The sequence below is a fragment of the Mycolicibacterium wolinskyi str. Jessa 2025 genome, assembly GCF_049241375.1.
Lineage (GTDB): Bacteria > Actinomycetota > Actinomycetes > Mycobacteriales > Mycobacteriaceae > Mycobacterium > Mycobacterium wolinskyi.
Genome location: NZ_CP185960.1, coordinates 2,400,117 through 2,419,492, shown reverse-complemented (window position 1 = coordinate 2,419,492; position 19,376 = coordinate 2,400,117). Strand labels below are relative to the sequence as shown.

Below are 19,376 nucleotides of genomic sequence, written 5' to 3'. Positions count from 1 at the left end.
TCAACCTCCCTCTAACGATGTTAGGGAAAACTCTAACAGTGTTAGGGTGAACCGTGTGGCGCCCAAATTGAACCGCGATGTCATCGCCCGCACCGGGCTCGATCTGCTCGGCGAGCACGGGCTCGACGGGTTGTCGATGCGCATCCTCGCCACCGCCCTCGGCGTTCAGGCGCCCACGCTGTATTGGCACGTGAAGAACAAGCGGGAATTGCTCGACATGATGGCCGACGTCATCGCAGGCGAGATCGGCGAGCGGCTCAGGCCACGGCGGCCCGACGAATCGGCGCACGACTGGCTCGCCGATGTAGCGAGGGCGATCCGGGCCTCGTTGCTGGCCTACCGCGATGGCGCCAGAGTGTTCGTCGGCTCGGCGACCCCGTCCGCCCGGCCCGCCAACGAGTTGGCGCTGCGCGAATTACAGGCCGCCGGATTCGATCTGGACGCCGCAGCGCGCGCCGTGCTGACCCTGCTGCACTACGTCACCGGCAGCACCATCGAGGAACAGGCGCGCCGCGGCCTCGACTACGACGACAATCCCTACCGCAACGCATACCTGTTGAACGCCAAGCACTTTCCCCTCGGCGCCCAGGTCCGGGACGTATTGTTCAACCCCGACGCCGACGCGTCGTTCGAAGCGGGCCTGACGGTCGTGCTCGCCGGCATCAGTGCGACGTTAGGACCGCGAGCAGACGCGTGAGTACCCCATCGCGGCCGATTCCGGGTACCTGCGCGGTCTGCTCGCGGGAAAGTCTCAGGCGCTCTTGTCGCGCCGCTCGGTGCGAGAGGGCTTGCGCGGCACGATGGTCGGCAGCACGTTGTCCTGCACGGTCTCCTTGGTCACGACGACCTTGGCGACGTCGTCGCGGCTCGGGATGTCATACATCACCGGCAGCAGGACCTCTTCCATGATCGCGCGCAACCCGCGGGCGCCGGTGCCGCGGTGAATGGCCTGATCGGCGATGGCCTCAAGCGCGTCACCGGTGAACTCGAGCTCGACACCGTCCATCTCGAACAGCCGCACGTACTGCTTGACGAGCGCGTTCTTCGGCTCCGAGAGGATCTTGACCAGCGAGTCCTTGTCCAGGTTGGTCACCGAGGCGACGACCGGGAGCCGGCCGATGAACTCGGGGATCAGACCGAACTTGATCAGGTCCTCGGGCATGACCTCGGCGAAGTGGTCCTGCGTGTCGATCTCGGCCTTCGACCGCACCTCGGCACCGAAGCCGAGGCCGCGCTTGCCGACGCGATCGGAGACGATCTTCTCCAGCCCGGCGAACGCACCCGCGACGATGAACAGCACGTTGGTGGTGTCGATCTGGATGAACTCTTGATGCGGATGCTTGCGCCCGCCCTGTGGCGGCACCGAGGCCTGCGTGCCCTCAAGGATCTTCAGCAGGGCCTGTTGCACACCCTCGCCGGACACGTCGCGGGTGATCGACGGGTTCTCGCTCTTGCGGGCGATCTTGTCGACCTCGTCGATGTAGATGATGCCCGTCTCGGCGCGCTTGACGTCATAGTCGGCGGCCTGGATGAGCTTGAGCAGTATGTTCTCGACGTCCTCACCGACGTAGCCGGCCTCGGTCAGCGCGGTCGCGTCGGCGATCGCGAACGGAACGTTGAGCATCTTGGCCAGCGTCTGCGCGAGGTAAGTCTTGCCGCAACCGGTGGGGCCGAGCATCAAGATGTTGGACTTGGTCAGCTCGACCGGCTCGGAACGGGAGTCGCGGGACTTCTCCCCCGCCTGAATCCGCTTGTAGTGGTTGTAAACCGCTACCGCGAGCGTCCGCTTCGCCGTGTCCTGACCGATGACGTAACCCTCGAGGAACTCGCGGATCTCCGCGGGTTTGGGCAACTCGTCGAGTTTGACGTCGTCAGCGTCGGCGAGCTCCTCCTCGATGATCTCGTTGCACAGGTCGATGCACTCGTCGCAGATATATACGCCAGGACCCGCGATGAGCTTTTTGACTTGCTTCTGGCTCTTCCCACAGAACGAGCACTTCAGCAGGTCACCACCGTCTCCAATGCGCGCCATGTGGGGAGGTCCTACTTCCTGTTCGCGGTCGGTCGTTACGCCACTCGGTGGGTCACCCCGGGCGTAAACCCGACGCTACCCGTTCGTTCCGTCACGGTGCGACCTTAAGGCCGAATCGCTCCGGTGGTATTTATCCGTGTGCAGGAGAACATATCGTTCCCGGTGGCATCCCACCCGTCGGCACGCTGTCTGTGTCCTTGGCGTGTCGCCACGGTGATGCGACAGAAGTCAAGTCACGGCATCCGAACCGTGGTGTTCGCCGGCAACCACGATACCGTGCGCCGCGTAGGCAACGGTCAGCGATTTGAGGCAAACGCCCCATGCTCTGGGCGAACATCCGGAGCAGCGTGGAGCCATGACCAAACCACGTACCCCGTTGGACGCCGCAACCGCTGTCCTGTCCGATCCGACCCTGCCCACCGGCGCCGACGAACGATTCGTCGGCTTCGGCGTCATGGGCTTTCCGTTCACCAGCGGCCACTATCTGGCATTGCGCTACTTTCCGGCCACCACGTTCTCGCCGGGCTACCGATCGGTGTGGCACCGCAGCCCCGACGGCGTCTGGACGTTCTACGCCACGACGCCCGGCCGGCAGAGCTGTGCCCGGTACTTCAGCTCGGCCACCCCGAACGACGCGGTGCAATGCGAGATCGACGTCGCATGGGTGAACCCGTGGACGCTGCTCGTCGCCATCCCGGGGTTGCTGGAATGGACCGTCGACATCCGGTCTACCGTGTCGAGCCGCCTGGTCAGCGCCATCGGAAGAGCGCTGCCCACCCGGTCGTGGACCAATCCGGCGATGCTCGACCTCATCGGCCGCACCGCCGGAACCCTGCTGCGAGCCGGCACCGTTCAGCTCGCCGGAAAGGCACCCAACGGCCAGCGCTTCATGATCGCGCCGACCCAGGTGTGGTTGGCGGACGGGCACGCGGTGTTGGACGGCACCGACCTGGGCCCGCCGGGGCCACTTGCCGAGCAGGCCGTCCTGGCCGACTTCCGGCCACCGCAGCGCGGGATATTCGTCGTCGGTTCGGGGCACTTCGACACGTTCGACGCGACCCGCCACCGCGCCGCGGATCGCACCGTGCTGTTCGACGGATCTGCACCCGACCCGCGCGCATAATCGGCGAATGGCTTCGCAGCCGGCTCCGCCGGAGCCGTCGACCGGGTCACCGAGTCGAGCCGAGTTGCTGGCTGCCCTGTCGGTGGCCGTCGACCTCGGGCTGGGCCAGCCAAGCGAGCACATGCTGCGTTCGGCGCTCATCGCGACCAGACTGGCCGACCGGCTGGGCCTGACCGGGTCGCAACGCGACTGCGTCTACTACACGACGCTGATCATGTGGATCGGATGTCACGCCGACTCTCACGAATACGCGCGGTGGTTCGGCGACGACATCGCGGTGCGCCGCGACAGCTACCACGTCGACACGTCCGGCCTGCCGTTCCTGCGTTTCCTGATGAGCAATGCCGCCCGCGGCGAACCGCTGGCACACCGGCTCAGCGTGATGGCGACGCTGCTCGTCGATGCGCGCGGTCACCTGTCCCGCATGATCCACTCGCACTGCACGTCGGCGGCGCTGCTGGCCGACCGGATGGGGCTCGGGCCGGAGGTGCAGGCGGCGCTGGCCTACACGTTCGAGCGTTACGACGGCGGCGGAATGCCCGTCGGTGCGCATGGTAACGACATTCCGATCCACATGCGGGTCGCCCAGCTGGCCGAACTGGCCGAAGTGCATCACCGCACGCGCGGCGTGGCCGGTGCGGTGGCGCTCGTGCGCGGCAGGCGCGGCGGCCAGTTCGACCCACGGGTGGTCGACGTATTCGTGCGCGATGCGGACGCGATCCTGGCCGGTCCGCCGGCGGGCGACGCGTGGGCCGTCGCGCTGCGAGAGGCGCCGGACCGCCATCAGAATCTCGACGAGCCGGGCCTGGATTCGTTGCTCATGGCGCTGGGCGATTTCGTGGATCTCAAGTGCCCGTTCACGCTTGGCCATTCGCGAGCCGTGGCCGCACTGGCCGCCGAGGCGGCCAGGGTTGCCGGTCTCGACGCCAACACCGTGGCGTTGGTGCGCCGGGCCGGCCACGTCCACGATCTCGGACGTATCGGGGTGTCCAACCAGATCTGGTCCAAGGCCGGGCCGTTGACGGCCGCGGAGTTCGAGCGGGTGCGCCTGCATCCGTACCTGACCGTGCGGATCCTCAGCCAGGTTCGCGGGTTGCGGCCGGTGGCCGAGCTCGCCGGCAATCATCACGAATGTCTCGACGGGTCGGGGTATCCACGCGGTCTCACCGAGAGTGCGCTCGGCCTGCCCGACCGGGTATTGGCAGCGGCGGTCGGCTACCAATCCGGTTGTGAGCCAAGGCCGTACCGTGCGCAACTGACACCGGCGGCGGCAGCGCGCCGGTTACGCGAGCGGGTGAGTGCCGGTGAACTCGACGCGGTCGCGGTCGAGGCGGTGCTGCACGCGGCCGGGCACCGCGCCGATCGACCGAACGTGCGACCGGACGGTCTGACCCCGCGCGAGATCGACGTGCTGCGCCTCGTCGCCCGGGGCGCGTCGAACAAAGAGATCGCACAGTCCCTGGTGATCAGCCAGAAGACGGCACGCAACCACGTCGAGCGCACCTACGCCAAGATCGGCGTGTCCAACCGCATCGGCGCCAGCATGTACGCGTTGCGCCACGGTCTGGTGAATCCCTAAGGGCCCCAACGCAACTGACACGGCCCCCGGTTGAACCGGGGGCCGTGTCAGTGGAACGTCGAACTCAGGCGGTCTGGGCCGACAGCTTGCGGTACTCGAGCACTGTGTCGATGATCCCGTACTCCTTGGCCTCCTCGGCCGTCAGGATCTTGTCGCGGTCGGTGTCCTTGCGGATGACGGCCGGATCCTTGCCGGTGTGGCGGGCCAGGGTGGTCTCCATGAGCGTGCGCATACGCTCGATCTCGGCGGCCTGGATCTCCAGATCGGAGAACTGGCCCTGGATCACGCCGGACAGCGCGGGCTGGTGGATCAGCACCCGGGCGTTCGGCAGCGCGAGGCGCTTGCCCGGCGTACCGGCCGCCAGCAGCACCGCGGCGGCCGAGGCGGCCTGCCCCAGGCACACGGTCTGGATGTCGGCACGCACGTACTGCATGGTGTCGTAGATGGCCATCAGCGAGGTGAACGAGCCACCCGGCGAGTTGATGTACATCGTGATGTCACGGTCGGGATCGAGCGACTCGAGCACGAGCAGCTGAGCCATGATGTCGTTGGCCGACGCGTCGTCCACCTGCACGCCGAGGAAGATGATGCGCTCCTCGAACAGCTTGTTGTACGGGTTGGACTCCTTGACGCCGAAGCTCGAATGCTCGATGAACGACGGCAGGATGTAGCGCGCCTGCGGCTGAAGACGGGGGTCCGTGTGGTCGGTCATTTGTCGAGTCCTGCTCCTGGCCCTGAGCCGTTGACGTTGGCGTTGGTGATGATGTGGTCGACGAAGCCGTACTCGAGGGCTTCCTGCGCGGTGAACCAGCGGTCGCGGTCCGAGTCGGCCTCGATGCGCTCGATGGTCTGACCGGTGAACTCCGCGTTGAGCCGGAACATCTCCTTCTTGATCACCGCGAACTGCTCGGCCTGGATCGCGATGTCGGCCGCGCTACCCGTCACACCGCCGAGCGGCTGGTGCATCAGGATGCGCGCGTGCGGCAGGGCGTAGCGCTTGCCCTTGGTGCCCGCCGCGAGCAGGAACTCGCCCATCGAAGCGGCCATGCCCATGGCGTAGGTCGCGATGTCGCACGGCGCCAACACCATGGTGTCGTAGATCGCCATACCGGCGCTGATCGAGCCGCCGGGCGAGTTGATGTAGAGGTGGATGTCCTTGGTCGGATCCTCCGCCGACAGCAACAGGATCTGCGCGCACAGCCGGTTGGCGATGTCGTCGTCCACTTGGGAACCCAGGAAGATGATCCGCTCGGAGAGCAGCCGCTCGTACACCGAGTCGACAAGGTTGAGCCCCTGTCCGGCGCCACGCATGTCAGTCACGACTGGATACCTGCTTTCTCTTACGTCTTGGTACTGACGACACTAACCAACCTGGGCCGCCGCGCATGCCCGTAGAGGCCCGCGTTCGCTCACAGCGTCACTTGGCGGTGTCGTCGGCCTCGTCGGCGTTGTCGCTGTCGGAGTTCTCGGCGCTGTCGTCGGCCGCCTCGTCGGAGCCCTCAACGGCCTGCTCACCCGACGGGCCGAAGAACTCCGCGGTGTCGATCACGGTGCCGTCGGTGTCGGTGACCGTGGCGGCGTGCACCACCGCGGCGATGGTCAGGCCACGGCGCACGTCGGCGAACATCGCGGGCAGCTGGTTGTTCTGCTGCAGGATCTGGATCAGCTGCTGCGGCTCGAGGCCGTACTGACGCGACATCAGCACGAGCCGCTCGGTGAGGTCATTCTGGCCGACCTGGATGTCGAGCTTGTCAGCGACGGCGTCCATCAGCAGCTGGGTCTTGACGGCCTTCTCGGCGTTGCTGCGGTTGTCGGTGTCGAACTCCTCGCGGCTGCTGCCCTGCTCGGTCAGCTGCTCGGCGAACTTGTCCTCGTCGTGGTCGAGGCCGTGGATCGCGTTGTGCAGGGTCTCGTCGACCTGGGCCTGCACGATCTTCTCCGGCAGCGGGACCTCGGTCTGCTCCAGCAGCGCCTCGATCGCCTTGTCGCGGATCTGCTCGGCCTGCTGCACGCTCTTCACCCGGCGCACCTGATCGACGAGGTTGTTCTTCAACTCCTCGATCGTGTCGAATTCGCTTGCCAGCTGGGCGAACTCGTCGTCGGGCTCGGGAAGCTCGCGCTCCTTGACGGACTTCACGGTCACCGTGACCTCGGCGTCCTGACCGGCGTACTCACCGGCGGCCAGCTTGGTGGTGAAGACCTTGGACTCACCAGCCTTCAGACCCTTGATGGCGTCGTCGAGGCCCTCGATCAACTGACCGGAACCGACCTCGTGCGACAGGCCCTCGGTGGCTGCCTCGGGTACCTCTTTGCCGTCGACGGTGGCCGACAGGTCGATGGAGACGAAGTCACCGTCCTGCGCGCCGCGCTCGACACCGGTCAGGGTGCCGAACCGGGCCCGCAGGTTCTGCAGCTCGGTGTCGACCTCCTCGTCGGTGACCTCGATCGGGTCGACCGTGATCTTCAGCGCCTCCAGATCGGGCAGCGTGATCTCGGGGCGGACGTCGACCTCGGCCGTGAACACCAGTTCCTCGTTGTCCTCGAGCTTGGTGATCTCGATCTCAGGCTGGCCGAGCGGCTTCACGTCCTGGGTCGAGACGGCCTCGCTGTAGCGGCTCGGCAGCGCGTCGTTGACGACCTGCTCCAGCACGGCGCCACGGCCGATGCGGGCCTCCAGCAGCTTGCGCGGAGCCTTGCCCGGGCGGAAACCGGGCAGCCGGACCTGCTTGGCGAGCTCCTTGAATGCGCGATCGAAGTCCGGCTCAAGCTCGGTGAAGGGCACCTCCACATTGATCCGCACCCGCGTGGGGCTCAACTGCTCGACGGTGCTCTTCACTCTTCTTGCTCCTAGATAGTTCTGTCGTACTGACGGGTGAGTCGGGGTGACAGGATTTGAACCTGCGGCCTTCCGCTCCCAAAGCGGATGCGCTACCAAGCTGCGCTACACCCCGTGTCCTGGTCGATCCGCCGGCCGACACGCCCGCGAAAAGGACCACGCGAGATACTACGTGCTGACGACACGGAGCATTCAATTGGATTTGATTCGGGGCGCACCGGTACAGTGCTGGTGCACATGCGGGCGTAGCTCAATGGTAGAGCCCTAGTCTTCCAAACTAGCTACGCGGGTTCGATTCCCGTCGCCCGCTCCAATGAACCGCCCATACCGGGCGGTTTTTGTTTTGCCGCCCGATTTCGGTGCCTGACCGACCGGCGCGCCCACACCGGTCACGGGCAAGTCTCGAACACCTTTCGATCGGCACAGCGGGGCTGCGTCGTGCTGGACGCGCCCTTACATTGAGTAACAGGCGGGGATCACCGAGCGATCTTGAAACCGACGGCGCGCGTCGACGTCGAAAACGCGCCCATTGCCGCCACACCCGTGCAGGAGTCGAATGCCCGAGATGAGCACCATCGCAGGCAGCTGCGCACCGGAGTTCGGCGCCGTCCGCGACGCGTTCGAGCAGAACTTCGCCGAGCGCGGTGAGATCGGCGCCGCCGTCGCGGTGTGGGTCGAGGGCGACCTGGTGGTCAATCTATGGGGCGGCCGGGCCGACGCCGCGGGCGCCCGTCCCTGGCGCGAAGACACCCTGGCCAGCGTCTTCTCCGGATCCAAAGGTCTCACCAGCACGTGCGTGCATCTGCTCGCCGACCGGGGCGAGCTCGACCTGAACGCTCCGGTCGCCCGGTATTGGCCCGAGTTCGCGCAGGCCGGCAAGGAAGACATCACCCTCGCGATGGTCCTCGGGCATCGGTCGGGGGTGATCGGCCCGCGTGAACCGATGGACTGGCGTGAGGTCACGGACTGGGACGGGGTGTGCGAGCGCATCGCGGCCGCCGAACCGTGGTGGGAACCCGGCACCGCGCAGGGTTATCACGTGGTCACGTTCGGGTTCATCCTCGGTGAGGTGATCCGCCGGGTCACCGGCCGGACGCTGGGCCAGTACCTGCGCACCGAGATCGCCGAGCCGCTCGGCATCGACGTGCACATCGGGCTTCCTGCTGCCGAACACCACCGCTGCGCGGAGATGGTCAACAAGCCGACGGTGCAGGGGCTGCTGGCCGACAGCGGGTTCGTCGTACCGCCGGACACCCTGGACGTGCACCCGATGGCCGGCTGGGCGGTGTCGATGAACTTCGTGCCCGACGACGAGCTCGGCGTCCACAATCTCGACACGTGGCGGTCGGCCGAGTTCCCCAGCACCAACGCGCACGTGTCGGCGTTGGGCATGGCGACGTTCTACAACGCGCTGGCGCAGGAGAAACTGCTGAGCCGCGAGCACATGGAGTTGTGCCGGGTCTCGCAGGGCGGGTTCGACACCGACGTGGTGCTCGGCCCGCGCGTCGCCGACCACGGCTGGGGGCTGGGTTACATGCTCAACCAGCGCGGCGTGGCAGGCCCCAACCCCCGCATATTCGGCCACGGCGGCTCGGGTGGGTCGTTCGCGTTCGTCGATCTCGAGCACCGGATCGGCTACGCGTACGTGATGAACTATTTCGACGCCACGAAGTGCAATGCCGATCCGCGAACGGTCGCACTGTCCAACGAGGTCTACTCCGCTCTGGGCGTAATTTAAGGGCCTGCTCACAGACCCGGAAACCCCGTTTCCTGTAGGTACGCTGGACGCCATGAACGGCTTCGTGCTGGTACTCATCATCCTCGTCATCGCCGCGATCGCCTTCGCGGTCTACAGCTCGTCGAAGGCGAACGGCCGCTCGGCCGAAACCCTGGCCGACGCCAAGGCCGATGCGCGGCGCCTCATCGAGCGGCTCGGCGGGCAGGTGCTCAACCTGACCGGCAGCGACGACGCCTCCAAGCAGGCGCTTGCCGACGCGTCGGAGCGCTACACCGCCGCGTCGTCCCAGATCGACCAGGCCACGACCGTCAAGCAGGCCGAACTCGCCAAGGAAAGCGCGATCGAGGGCCTGTACTACGTCCGCGCGGCCCGCACCGCGATGGGTATGGATCCGGGGCCGGAACTGGAGTCGCTGGCCGGCCAACGCACTGCGGGCGCGGTCACCGAGGACCGGCGCATCAACTTCGAGGGCCGTGAGATCGAGGCCTCCCCCACGCCGTCGCAGCGCACGCCGAACTACTACCCCGGCGGCCGGGTCGCCGGGCGTCCGGTGCCCGCGGGCTGGTACTCCGAGCCGTGGTGGAAGCCCGCGCTGATCGCCGGCGCCTGGGGTTTGGGATCGGTCCTGCTGTTCGACGCACTGTTCTCCGGCATGCACGGCGTTGACTACGGCGCGCAGGGCTTCGAAAGCGGTTACGGCGACGGCTATTCCGACGGATTCGCGGCCGGGCAGGACTCGGGGATGGACGGCGGCGGCGACAGCGCCGGTGACTGGGGCGGCATGGACACCGGCGGCTGGGATGGCGGCGGCGACTTCGGTGGCGGCGACTTCGGTGGAGATTTCGGCGGCTTCTGACGCCTGTTCCTTGCGCCAGCAGACGCGTAAGTACCCGTCAGCACGCGTTTTCGGGTACCGCAGTGTCTGCTCGCGGAGGATCAGAACCGGCTGTCGAGCCGCGCGGACACCCCGGCCTCCTGCAGATCGAGGCGTTCGAGCATGGCCCGCGCCGCCTCGTCTTCGATGTGGCCGGCATCGCGCTCGGCGATGAGCGCGGCCCGCTGCGCGGACAGCACTTCGCGGTAGAGCGCCGAGAACACCGCGGCCCGTTTTGTGAGGGCGTCGGGGTCGGGCATCTCGTCGGCGTCCTGCGAGTGCCGGGCGATCATGGCGTGAATCTCGGCCACCACACGAGGGTTCAAACCCGCAGGCGGGTTCGCGAGGAACTCCGCGAGGACGACGTCCGCCGCGTCGTGGACCACGCGCTCGGCCTTGAGTTCCTCTTCGCGGTCGGCCGCGTGATCGTCGGAGAACCGCGACAGATGCAGGCGCCGGATCAGCCACGGCAGTGACCAACCCTGGATCAACAGCGTGCCGACGCTGACCACGAAGGCGATCGCCTGGATGGTGGCGCGCTCGGGGAACGGTTCGCCCGTCACGGTGGTGGCCGGGATGGCCGCCGCGGCGGCGAGCGTCACCACACCGCGCATCCCCGTCCAGGACACGACGACGTTCTCGCGCCAACTCAGCGCCCGTCGATCGATCATGGTGCGCCACTTGGCCTTCGTCTTGCTGCGCGGCTTGACGCCGAGCGCGCCGCGGCCGCCGCGCATCGGGACGGGCACGCTGAACTTGTTCTCCATGTGCCGGGACAGCTTGTTACGCCCGAATATCGCGAACACCGACAGCGGCCGGATCACCAGGACGATCAACAGCACGATGGTCGACGCGACCGCGACCTCGGCGAGCGACTCGTGGGCCTGCCGAAGATCCTCCAGCACGAACCGCAGATGCAGTCCGATGTAGGCGAACACGAACGCCTCCAGCAGCACGTCGACCGAGTTCCACACATAGCGCTCCTGCAGCCGGGTCTGATAACCCGCGCCCAGATTTCCGTTGCCGACCACGAATCCGGCCACCACGACCGCCAACACACCCGATGCGTGCAGCTCCTCCGCCGCGAGGAACGCCGCGAACGGCACCACGAGACCCTGGATGGTCTCCAGGCCGGGGTTGGCCAGCCGCTTGCGGATCCACAACGTCACAACGCCTAGCACCGCACCGACGATGGGTCCGACGGTCGCGCTGTAACCGAACAACAGGAACGGGTTTTCGATGAAGGTGTGGCTGCCCGCGACCTGAGCGACCGCGATCGAGAACAGCGTGAGCGCCGCGGCGTCGTTGATCAAGCTCTCACCGGTGAGGATCGCCATGACCCGTTTGGGCAGACCGAGTTTGCGTCCGACCGCGACGGCGGTGACCGCGTCGGGTGGCGCGACGATGGCGCCGAGCACGAGCGCCGTCGCGAATGTCAACGGCACCACCACCAACCACGACGACACCGCGGCGACCGCGAAGGCCGTCACCACCACGAGACCGACACCAAGGCCAAGGATGGGGCGGATGTTGCGCAGGAACGTCGGGAACGAGAAGTCCAGCGCGGCGGAATAGAGCAGCGGCGGCAACACCACGGTCAGCAGGATGTGCGAATCCAATTCGGGCGGTTCGAACTCCGGCAGGAACGACACCGCACTGCCGATGACGACGATGATGAGCGCGGGTTCCAATCCGCGCCGGTGCGCGATGGCCGTGACGACGATGGCTCCGACGACGACGAGGATCAGTTCCACCCCGAGATTGTCCCGTCAAACTCCGTGACGTGCCGGACGGGCCGATGGCGGGCTCAGGCCTGACAGGTGGGGCACCAGAACAGGTTGCGGCCCTCCAACTCCATGGTGCGCACCGGTGTCCCGCACACGCGGCACGGCTCGCTCGCTCTGCGGTAGACGTACGTGCGAGGTCGCCCCGTCCGGTACGACGGTGCACCGTGGTCGTGTTCGGGCCGCACGACGACGATCTTGCCGCGGCGCACCCCGACCTTCATCAGCTCGACCAGGTCGGTCCACATCGCGTCGAACTCGGCCTGGTCCAACCGGGTTCCGGGCAGGTGCGGGTCGATGCGGTGGCGGAACAGCAGTTCGCTGCGGTAGACGTTGCCGACGCCGGCGATCACCGCCTGGTCCATCAGCAAGGCTCCGATCGGCCTGCGGGACTTGGCGATTCGCTTCCAGGCCAACGCAGGATCGGCGTCGGCCCGCAGTGGGTCGGGCCCGAGTTTGGCGACGATGTCGACGATCTCGGGTTCGGCGATGAGCTCGCAGACGGTCGGACCGCGCAGATCGGTGCCGTACTCGGCACCGATCATCCGCATCCGCACCTGGCCGACCGGTTCGGGTAACGGCACGGGAGCCTCGGTGAACGCTCCGTACAACCCGAGGTGGATGTGCACCACGCGGCCACCGTCGTAGTGGTGGAACAGGTGCTTACCCCAGGCGGACGCACGCTTGAGGATGTGGCCGCTCACCGCGGCCGCCCCATCGCTGAACCGGCCCTGCGGGCTGGACACGACGACGGGGGCGCGGCCGAAGCGGCGTTGATGCAGCCGGGCCAGCCGGTGCAGGGTGTGCCCTTCCGGCACGTGTCAGGCCGGGGCGCCCGGAACCGGGGGCGCGACGTGGGTGCGCTCGTATTCCGCCATGATGTCGATCCGGCGCTGGTGACGCTCGGCGTCCGACCACGGCGTGGACAGGAACGCGTCGACGATCGCGAGCGCTTCCTCGGTGGTGTGCATGCGGCCGCCGATACCGATCAGCTGCGCGTTGTTGTGCTCACGGGCGAGTTTCGCGGTCTCAACACTCCACGCGAGCGCGCAACGTGCGCCGGGCACCTTGTTCGCGGCGATCTGCTCACCGTTGCCCGAGCCGCCGAGCACGATGCCCAGGCTGCCGGGATCGGCCACGGTCTTCTCGGCCGCCGCGATGCAGAAGGCCGGGTAGTCGTCGTCGGCGTCGTAGGTGTACGCCCCGCAGTCGATCGGCTCGTGGCCGGTCTTCTCCAAATGCTCGATGATCGTTTTCTTGAATTCGAGTCCGGCGTGATCGGCACCGAGGTAGACGCGCATGGCGGTAACCCTAACGCGTCAGCGGTCCGGCTCCGCGCCCGCTCTGACGCCGGCCGCCAGGAGGTCGAGCATTCGCTGCGCCTGCTCGGCCGAGCCGCTCGCGAGGAAGATCCCGAGCAGACTCGACACCACGTCCTCGGCACGGACGTCGGCGCGCAGGCTGCCGTCGGCGGCCCCCGCTTCGAGCAGCAGCTCGACCGCCCCGAAGATGCTCGCCCGCGTGTCGTTGTGATCGACGGCGCCGGATTCGAACACCGCCCGAAGCGACTCGGCCATCCCCCGCTTCGCCGCGACGAATTCGGCGTAGCGGTTCATCCACCGGCGCAGCGCCACCGCGGGCGGGTGGGAAGCCAGAAGCTCGGTGGCCGAGGCCGACACCTCGGCGAGTTCGGCACGGTAGACGGCCTCGATGAGCGCCTCGCGGCTGGGGAAATGCCGGTACAGCGTGCCGATGCCGACGCCGGCGTCGCGGGCGATCGCCTCGAGGGTGACGACGCCGTCCGCAGCCGCGAACGCAGCCGAAGCTGCCGCGAGAAGCCGCTCGCGGTTGCGTTTCGCATCAGCCCGTTCCGCCATAGCGGAGGCACCTCCGTTTTGTTATCGTGACAAGAAGCGGAGGCCCCTCCGCATCGGTTTCCAGTATCGCAGGTCAGGAGCACATCATGGGCACATCGCATCCCGGCGGCATCGGCACCCTGGGCGGGCACACGGTCGCGCGGATCGGCTACGGCGCCATGGGACTCGGGCATCAACTCCCCCGGGCCGATGCCGTTGCGGTACTGCGCCGCGCCGTGGCACTCGGCGTCAACCACATCGACACCGCGTCGTTCTACGACGACGGCGAGGTGAACCGCCGCATCCGTGACGCGCTGTCGCCGTACGCCGAAGACCTCGTCATCGTCAGCAAGGTCGGCGCGCGGCCCGCCACCGGTCGGATCCCGCTCGCACTGGCCCAGCACCCTGCCGAACTGCGTTCTGCCGTCGAACTCGATCTGACCCAGCTGGGCCTCGACCGGATCCCGGTGGTCAACCTGCGGCGCGCCGACATCGGGCCCGGCGTGATCGCCGAGGGTGACCAGATCGTCGACCTCGACGATCAGCTGGCCGAGATGATCACGCTGCGCGACGAGGGCAAGATCGGCGCGATCGGCATCAGCAACGTCGATCTCGCCACCCTGCGGCGTGCACTGCCTGCCGGCATCGTGTGCGTGCAGAACGCTTACAGCGTGCTGAACCGCGAACGCGAATCCGAGCTGGCGTTGTGCGCTGAACACGACATCGCATGGGTGCCGTTCTTCCCGCTCGGCTCGGCGTTCCCGGGCTTTCCGAAGGTCGCGGAAAACCCTGTGGTGCAACGTATCGCGGGCGACCTCGGTGCCAGTGGCGCCCAGGTCGGGTTGGCCTGGATGCTGGCGCACGCACCCAACACGCTGCTGATCGCCGGCACCACGTCTGTCGAACACCTCGAAGAGAACCTGCGCGCCGGCGACATCAGCCTGTCGGCCGATCACCTCGCCGAACTCGACGCGGTGTGGGCGGGTGCGTCACCCCACGGTGATGGCGTCGAGGCGTTCTTTGATGAACGCTGACGACGTCACGGGCTCCAGTCCCGATACGCGGCCGACCGGCGGCTCAAGCGGTGTCACCAATGCATCGTGGTTGGCCTCGTAGAAGTAGATCAGCGACACCAGATCTTCTTCCGGCGCATGGGGTTGCGGTGGCAGCACGCGATGGCGTCCCGACGGCCAGCGCCTGCCGCTCCAGTATTCGAGGAGGTCGCCGATGTTGATCGTGAGCGCGCCGGGCTCCCACGGTGCGTCCTCCCAGCCCGCCGCCTCCGAGTACACCTGCAGGCCGCCTGCGCCGGGTTCGCGATCCAGGACGGTCACGGTGCCGAAGTCGGTGTGCGGCCCGATCCGGAACTGGCCGGGCTCGGGCTCTCCCACCACGCTCACGGGCGGGTAGTGGTTGATGTTCATCGTCCACGTCGGCCGGTCGGCCAGTGCCACAAACGGATTCACCGAAAGCCCGAGCGCGTGGGCGAAGAGCGCGAGCAGGTCGTCGGAGAGCTTGCGCATCGCCGCGGTGTACTCGGCGACCAGCGGCTGCAATGCGGGTACCTCGGCCGGCCACACGTTGGGCGCGAACCAGATCCGGTCGACATCCGGGTCGCCGGTCGCGGTCTCGGCGCCCAGGCTGTAGCTCTCCTTGAGGTCCGGTGGCGTCTCGGTGCCTTCTGCGTAGCCATTGGCCTCGGCGCCGGGCCCGATCCAGCCGTGCCCACCGACCGGCACCGAGTAGCGCTGCTTGACCTCGGTGGGCAGCGCGAAGAACTCCCGGCTCGCCGCACGCACCCGGGCCGCCAGGTCGGTGTCCACACCGTGGCCGGTGACCACGATGAAGCCGGCCCGTTGCAGGCCGGCGTCGACCTCGGCGGCAACGGCGTCCGCTTCGGCACCGCCGGCATACCAGCGCGATATGTCCACTGTCGCAATGGCACTCATTCAGCCACCCCGATGTCCTCGTTCCATAGTTCTGGCCATTCCGCGATGAACTCCTCCATCATCGACACGCACCGCTGATCCTCGAGCAGTGTGATCTTCACACCGTTTTCGGCAAGCCAGTCGTGGCCGCCGGAGAATGTCTTGGCCTCGCCGATCACCACCGCGCCGATGTTGAACTGGCGCACCAGGCCGCTGCAGTACCAACACGGCGAGAGCGTCGTCACCATGACCGTGGACCGGTAGTCCCGCTGGCGGCCGGCGTTGCGGAACGCGTCGGTCTCGCCGTGCACCGACGGGTCGTCGTTCTGCACCCGGCGGTTGCGCCCGCTGCCCAGCAGCACCCCGTCGGTGGTGAACAACGCCGCCCCGATCGGAATACCGCCTTCCGCCAAACCCTTTCGGGCCTCGTCGACGGCGACGTCGAGCATCTGTTCCGGCGTCACACTGCCACCTTCTCAGCTTGGACCTTGGTGCGGCACAGCGCCAGATAGCAACCCGCGGCGAGCGCGAATCCGACGAAGAAACCGATGTCACCGAGTTCGGGCAGCGCCCGGACCACATAACCCACGAACAACTCCTGGTTGCAGAACAGCAGTACCGACACCACCAGACCGATCAGGAACGACAGTAGCCCCGGCCAGTTGGAGTAATCGCGGTCATAGAGAAATCCGTCGACTCGGTGACCGCGGCGCAGATACTGATCGGCGAAGACGACGCCCAGCCAGGGACCGACCCAATAAGCGATCAGGAACAGGAAGCCCTTGTAACTGGTGGCGGCATCGGCCAACGCCCACCAGGCGACGAGGAATCCGGCGACCCCGAAGAATGCCGTGGCCAGCGCCCGCGCGATGTGGGCGGGCAGCTTGACGCCGGTGGTGACGAATGCCATGCCTGCCGAGTAGACGTTGATCGCGTTGGCGGCGATGGCCCCGATCGCGATGGCCAGCAGCGTGGCGCCGGCCAGCCACCCTGGCAGCGAGCTCGTGAACGCGTCCGTCGGGTTGTCCGTCGGCGCCGTCACGATGGTCACCGAGGCCGCACCGACGATCGCCAGGATCGTGCACGCCGAGAACAGCCCGGTGGCGGCGAACAGGCCGGTGCGGACCGGTGACACCGTGCTCGGCAGGTAGCGGCTGAAGTCGGCGGCATAGGGCGCCCAGCCCGCGACATAGCCGAATGTGGTCCCCACCGTGAGCAGGAAGCCGCCGAGTCCGCCCACGCCGCCGTCGACCGCGGGCGCACCCAGATCGGCTTTCGACATGATGATCACCGAGGTGATCGCGAAGATCACCGCGAGCACCGGGAACGCCCAGCGCTCGAACGCCTGCACCAGATTGTGGCCGAAGAAGGCCAGCGCGGTCTGCACGGCGACCACGAGTACCAGCGCCGGAAGCGGGCCGATCCCGAACAGCGTCGAGAGCGCGAACGCTCCGCTGACGCTGTTGGTGGCGAACCAGCCGACGCCTGCGGTGACCGCCATCAGCGTCGACGGCACCGCATTGCCCCGGAAGCCGAACGGCAAGCGCCCCAACACCATCTGCGGCACACCGAGCTGCGGCCCCCGCGCGGAGAGGAAGAAGTGCGCCAGCGCGCCGAGGCCGGCGCCCACGATGATGCCCGCCGCGGCCTGCCAGAAGTTCATGCCGAAATAGGAGACCGCGAGCACGCCGAGGAAGATCGTCGCGAACTCGAGGTTCGGCGACGCCCACGTCCACAGCAGTTGGCTGGGGCGCCCGTGCCGGTCGGCCTCGGCGATGTACTCGTTGCCGCCCGGCTCGACGGCTGCGATGCGGTCGCGATAGGAACCGTCGGTGGTGGGCTCGGGCGCAGTCATGCGTTACACCGTGGCGTGAACCGCGGTGTAACGCAACCTGAACGCGACAATACGGTCGCGGTCAGTCCGGCTGGGCAGCCGCGAGCAACTGCCGCGCGCTCGCGACGATGTGGTCGTCGAGAGCCGCCCGCCGGGTGTCCGGGCCTCCGGTGGTGATCGCCTCGAGCAGCGCGCGGTGCTCCTCCGGGATCGCGAACGGGCTGTCGTGTCGTTTGGCGAGCCGGTGGATCTGCATCCGGATGCGTGGCTGCACGCTGGTCCACAGCTGCATGGCGTGCTCGGAATGGGCGCTCTTGACGATGGTCTCGTGGAACTGCACATCGAGTTCGTTGAGCTGTTCGAGGTCATCGACGAGCGCCGCCTTGTCCATGAGCTCGACGAGGCGCCCGAGTTCGGCGAGCACCGCGGGGGCGGCGCTGGCCTTCTCCACCGCGAACTGCTCGATGGCGAGCCGCACCGGCAGTAACACGCCCAGCAATTCATCGGCACTCACCGCCGCGACGAACGCCCCGCGGTTGGGGATGTGATGAACCAGCCCTTCACTTTCCATCTGGCGCAACGCTTCTCGCACCGGCCCCGGGCTCGTCGACAAATGCGCGGCGAGGACGTCCTGCTTGAGCTGGGCACCCGGAGCCAAGACGCCTTTCACGATCTGTTCGCGCAACCAGTCCGCGATCTGATGCCGCCGCGAGGAAGCGAACGGGGCAGCGGCGGCCAGCGGTTCGATGGCCCCCAACACATCCTCCGTCATACGTATCTCTCCCTTCGCGACGGTTGCCCGCCGCCCTAATCCTATGCAGCCGCGTTAGGCGGCCAGATGACAAACACGACGCACTGTTGCGTTGATTACAGATTATAGATAATCTCTGATCCACGCCATCCCGGCTCCGGACCGACGGACAAACGCCCATCCGGTAGCCGTAACCTCCCCTGAACAAAGGACACTCATGCGCACAGGTATCCGTGCGGCGATCGCCGCGCTCGCCGCCACCGCCGCGGTGATCACGGCGGGCTGTACATCTTCCGACCAGGCCGGCCCCGCCTCATCCCAGAACAGCGTCTTGTCGAAAGTCCTGACCACCAAGAAGCTCACCGTCGGCGTCTTCGCCGACGCACCGCCGTACGGCGTGATGAACAGCTCGGGCGAGTACGAAGGTTTCGACATCGACAAGGCGCGGGCACTTGCCGAATCACTCGGCGCGGAAGTCGAATTCGTCAGCACCACGAACGCCAGCCGGATTCCGATGCTCGAGACCGCCAAGGCCGACGTCGTCATCGCCGCACTGACCAACCTCGACGAACGCGCCCAGGTGGTGGCGCTGACGAGGCCGTACGCGTCCGAAGGCCAGCTCGTCGTGGTACCGGCCGACAGCCCGATCCGCAGCTACGACGACCTCGCCGGCCGCACGGTTGCCGCGACGCGCGGCAGTGTGCCCGCCACGATCCTGGAGGCCGAGTTCCCGCAGGCCAAGCCCAGCCTGTTCGAGGCCGTGGCCGACTCCATCCAGGCGCTGCGCAGCGGAAAAGTCGACGCCCTGATGGAGAGCACCGCAGTGGTGGCCGACATCCGGGCCAGCGAGGGCGGTGCGGTGCGCGTGCTCGACGCGCCCGCGCTTGCCCCCTCGTTCGTGTCCTTCGGCGTCAAGATGGGCGACCAGCTCTGGCTCAACTACCTGAACAACTTCATCATGAACTACAACATCAGCAAGGCCGCCAATGACTCCTACAACAGGTGGCTCGGCATGGACGTCCCCGATCTCATCAAGTAACT

19 protein-coding genes and 2 tRNA genes are annotated in these 19,376 nt (G+C 67.2%); 8 read left to right on the top strand and 13 right to left on the bottom strand.

Annotation, left to right across the window (positions count from 1 at the left end; all coding sequences use genetic code 11):
* The first annotated feature begins 55 nt into the window (after positions 1–55).
* The gene (locus tag ACOI2T_RS12025; protein ID WP_409501378.1) at positions 56–697 is read left to right on the top strand and encodes a TetR/AcrR family transcriptional regulator C-terminal domain-containing protein; all 642 of its coding nucleotides are present in this window, start codon (positions 56–58) and stop codon (positions 695–697) included.
* 54 nt (positions 698–751) lie between these two features.
* Here the strand turns inward: ACOI2T_RS12025 and clpX are convergent, their stop codons facing one another.
* The gene (clpX, locus tag ACOI2T_RS12020) at positions 752–2,032 is read right to left on the bottom strand and encodes an ATP-dependent Clp protease ATP-binding subunit ClpX (protein WP_067847333.1); all 1,281 of its coding nucleotides are present in this window, start codon (positions 2,030–2,032) and stop codon (positions 752–754) included.
* A 355-nt stretch (positions 2,033–2,387) separates the two neighbouring features.
* Between clpX and ACOI2T_RS12015 the strand changes: the two genes are divergently transcribed.
* Both ACOI2T_RS12015 and ACOI2T_RS12010 read left to right on the top strand, forming a co-directional pair.
* Entirely contained in the window at positions 2,388–3,155 is a 768-nt protein-coding gene (locus ACOI2T_RS12015) for a hypothetical protein (RefSeq protein WP_409501377.1), read from the top strand.
* Between the two features lie 7 nt (positions 3,156–3,162).
* Positions 3,163–4,734 (top strand): HD domain-containing phosphohydrolase, encoded by a 1,572-nt coding sequence (locus ACOI2T_RS12010; protein ID WP_409501376.1) that lies wholly within the window; start codon positions 3,163–3,165, stop codon positions 4,732–4,734.
* Between the two features lie 64 nt (positions 4,735–4,798).
* Here the strand turns inward: ACOI2T_RS12010 and clpP2 are convergent, their stop codons facing one another.
* The 4 genes from clpP2 to ACOI2T_RS11990 form a co-directional block, all read right to left on the bottom strand.
* Complete coding sequence (gene clpP2, locus ACOI2T_RS12005; protein ID WP_067847342.1) at positions 4,799–5,446, bottom strand: ATP-dependent CLP protease proteolytic subunit ClpP2; 648 nt, start codon at positions 5,444–5,446, stop codon at positions 4,799–4,801.
* The gene (locus ACOI2T_RS12000) at positions 5,443–6,045 is read right to left on the bottom strand and encodes an ATP-dependent Clp protease proteolytic subunit (RefSeq protein ID WP_067847346.1); all 603 of its coding nucleotides are present in this window, start codon (positions 6,043–6,045) and stop codon (positions 5,443–5,445) included. The genes clpP2 and ACOI2T_RS12000 overlap by 4 nt, the downstream gene beginning before the upstream one ends.
* A 106-nt stretch (positions 6,046–6,151) precedes the next feature.
* The gene (tig, locus tag ACOI2T_RS11995) at positions 6,152–7,570 is read right to left on the bottom strand and encodes a trigger factor (RefSeq protein WP_409501375.1); all 1,419 of its coding nucleotides are present in this window, start codon (positions 7,568–7,570) and stop codon (positions 6,152–6,154) included.
* A gap of 41 nt (positions 7,571–7,611) precedes the next feature.
* Positions 7,612–7,685: transfer RNA gene (locus ACOI2T_RS11990), tRNA-Pro, on the bottom strand.
* Positions 7,686–7,809: 124 nt separating this feature from the next.
* On the opposite strand from ACOI2T_RS11990, the gene ACOI2T_RS11985 reads away from it, so the two are divergent.
* The 3 genes from ACOI2T_RS11985 to ACOI2T_RS11975 all read left to right on the top strand — a co-directional run bounded on the left by ACOI2T_RS11985 (position 7,810) and on the right by ACOI2T_RS11975 (position 10,164).
* Positions 7,810–7,883: transfer RNA gene (locus tag ACOI2T_RS11985), tRNA-Gly, on the top strand.
* Positions 7,884–8,126: 243 nt separating this feature from the next.
* Positions 8,127–9,308, top strand: a complete 1,182-nt coding sequence (locus ACOI2T_RS11980; protein ID WP_409501374.1) for a serine hydrolase domain-containing protein — start codon at positions 8,127–8,129, stop codon at positions 9,306–9,308.
* Between the two features lie 52 nt (positions 9,309–9,360).
* Positions 9,361–10,164 carry a hypothetical protein gene (locus ACOI2T_RS11975; protein ID WP_067847355.1) on the top strand — a complete coding sequence of 268 codons (804 nt, stop codon included), beginning with the start codon at positions 9,361–9,363 and terminating at the stop codon, positions 10,162–10,164.
* A gap of 80 nt (positions 10,165–10,244) precedes the next feature.
* On the opposite strand, the gene ACOI2T_RS11970 is transcribed toward ACOI2T_RS11975, so the two are convergent.
* From ACOI2T_RS11970 to ACOI2T_RS11955, 4 genes are read right to left on the bottom strand one after another with little or no spacing between them, the layout of a single operon-like run.
* Complete coding sequence (locus ACOI2T_RS11970) at positions 10,245–11,936, bottom strand: cation:proton antiporter (RefSeq protein WP_409501373.1); 1,692 nt, start codon at positions 11,934–11,936, stop codon at positions 10,245–10,247.
* 53 nt (positions 11,937–11,989) lie between these two features.
* Positions 11,990–12,784 carry an Fpg/Nei family DNA glycosylase gene (locus tag ACOI2T_RS11965; RefSeq protein ID WP_409501372.1) on the bottom strand — a complete coding sequence of 265 codons (795 nt, stop codon included), beginning with the start codon at positions 12,782–12,784 and terminating at the stop codon, positions 11,990–11,992.
* A 3-nt stretch (positions 12,785–12,787) separates the two neighbouring features.
* Complete coding sequence (locus ACOI2T_RS11960; RefSeq protein ID WP_409501371.1) at positions 12,788–13,267, bottom strand: ribose-5-phosphate isomerase; 480 nt, start codon at positions 13,265–13,267, stop codon at positions 12,788–12,790.
* An 18-nt stretch (positions 13,268–13,285) separates the two neighbouring features.
* The gene (locus ACOI2T_RS11955) at positions 13,286–13,843 is read right to left on the bottom strand and encodes a TetR/AcrR family transcriptional regulator (protein ID WP_067847366.1); all 558 of its coding nucleotides are present in this window, start codon (positions 13,841–13,843) and stop codon (positions 13,286–13,288) included.
* 86 nt (positions 13,844–13,929) lie between these two features.
* Between ACOI2T_RS11955 and ACOI2T_RS11950 the strand changes: the two genes are divergently transcribed.
* Positions 13,930–14,856: an aldo/keto reductase gene (locus tag ACOI2T_RS11950; protein WP_409501370.1), complete on the top strand. Its 927-nt coding sequence runs from the start codon at positions 13,930–13,932 to the stop codon at positions 14,854–14,856.
* Here the strand turns inward: ACOI2T_RS11950 and ACOI2T_RS11945 are convergent.
* The 4 genes from ACOI2T_RS11945 to ACOI2T_RS11930 all read right to left on the bottom strand — a co-directional run bounded on the left by ACOI2T_RS11945 (position 14,812) and on the right by ACOI2T_RS11930 (position 18,356).
* On the bottom strand, positions 14,812–15,771 hold the full coding sequence (locus ACOI2T_RS11945; protein ID WP_409501369.1) for an isopenicillin N synthase family dioxygenase: 960 nt from the start codon (positions 15,769–15,771) through the stop codon (positions 14,812–14,814). The two genes, ACOI2T_RS11950 and ACOI2T_RS11945, sit on opposite strands and share 45 nt — an antisense overlap.
* Entirely contained in the window at positions 15,768–16,214 is a 447-nt protein-coding gene (locus ACOI2T_RS11940) for a nucleoside deaminase (RefSeq protein WP_409501368.1), read from the bottom strand. The genes ACOI2T_RS11945 and ACOI2T_RS11940 overlap by 4 nt, the downstream gene beginning before the upstream one ends.
* Positions 16,211–17,605, bottom strand: coding sequence for a purine-cytosine permease family protein (locus tag ACOI2T_RS11935; RefSeq protein WP_409501367.1), 1,395 nt, complete (start codon positions 17,603–17,605; stop codon positions 16,211–16,213). The genes ACOI2T_RS11940 and ACOI2T_RS11935 overlap by 4 nt, the downstream gene beginning before the upstream one ends.
* A gap of 61 nt (positions 17,606–17,666) precedes the next feature.
* On the bottom strand, positions 17,667–18,356 hold the full coding sequence (locus tag ACOI2T_RS11930; RefSeq protein WP_067847381.1) for a GntR family transcriptional regulator: 690 nt from the start codon (positions 18,354–18,356) through the stop codon (positions 17,667–17,669).
* Between the two features lie 196 nt (positions 18,357–18,552).
* Here ACOI2T_RS11930 and ACOI2T_RS11925 point away from each other — a divergent pair, with 196 nt between their 5' ends.
* Positions 18,553–19,374 (top strand): transporter substrate-binding domain-containing protein, encoded by an 822-nt coding sequence (locus ACOI2T_RS11925; RefSeq protein WP_409501366.1) that lies wholly within the window; start codon positions 18,553–18,555, stop codon positions 19,372–19,374.
* Positions 19,375–19,376: the final 2 nt, after the last annotated feature.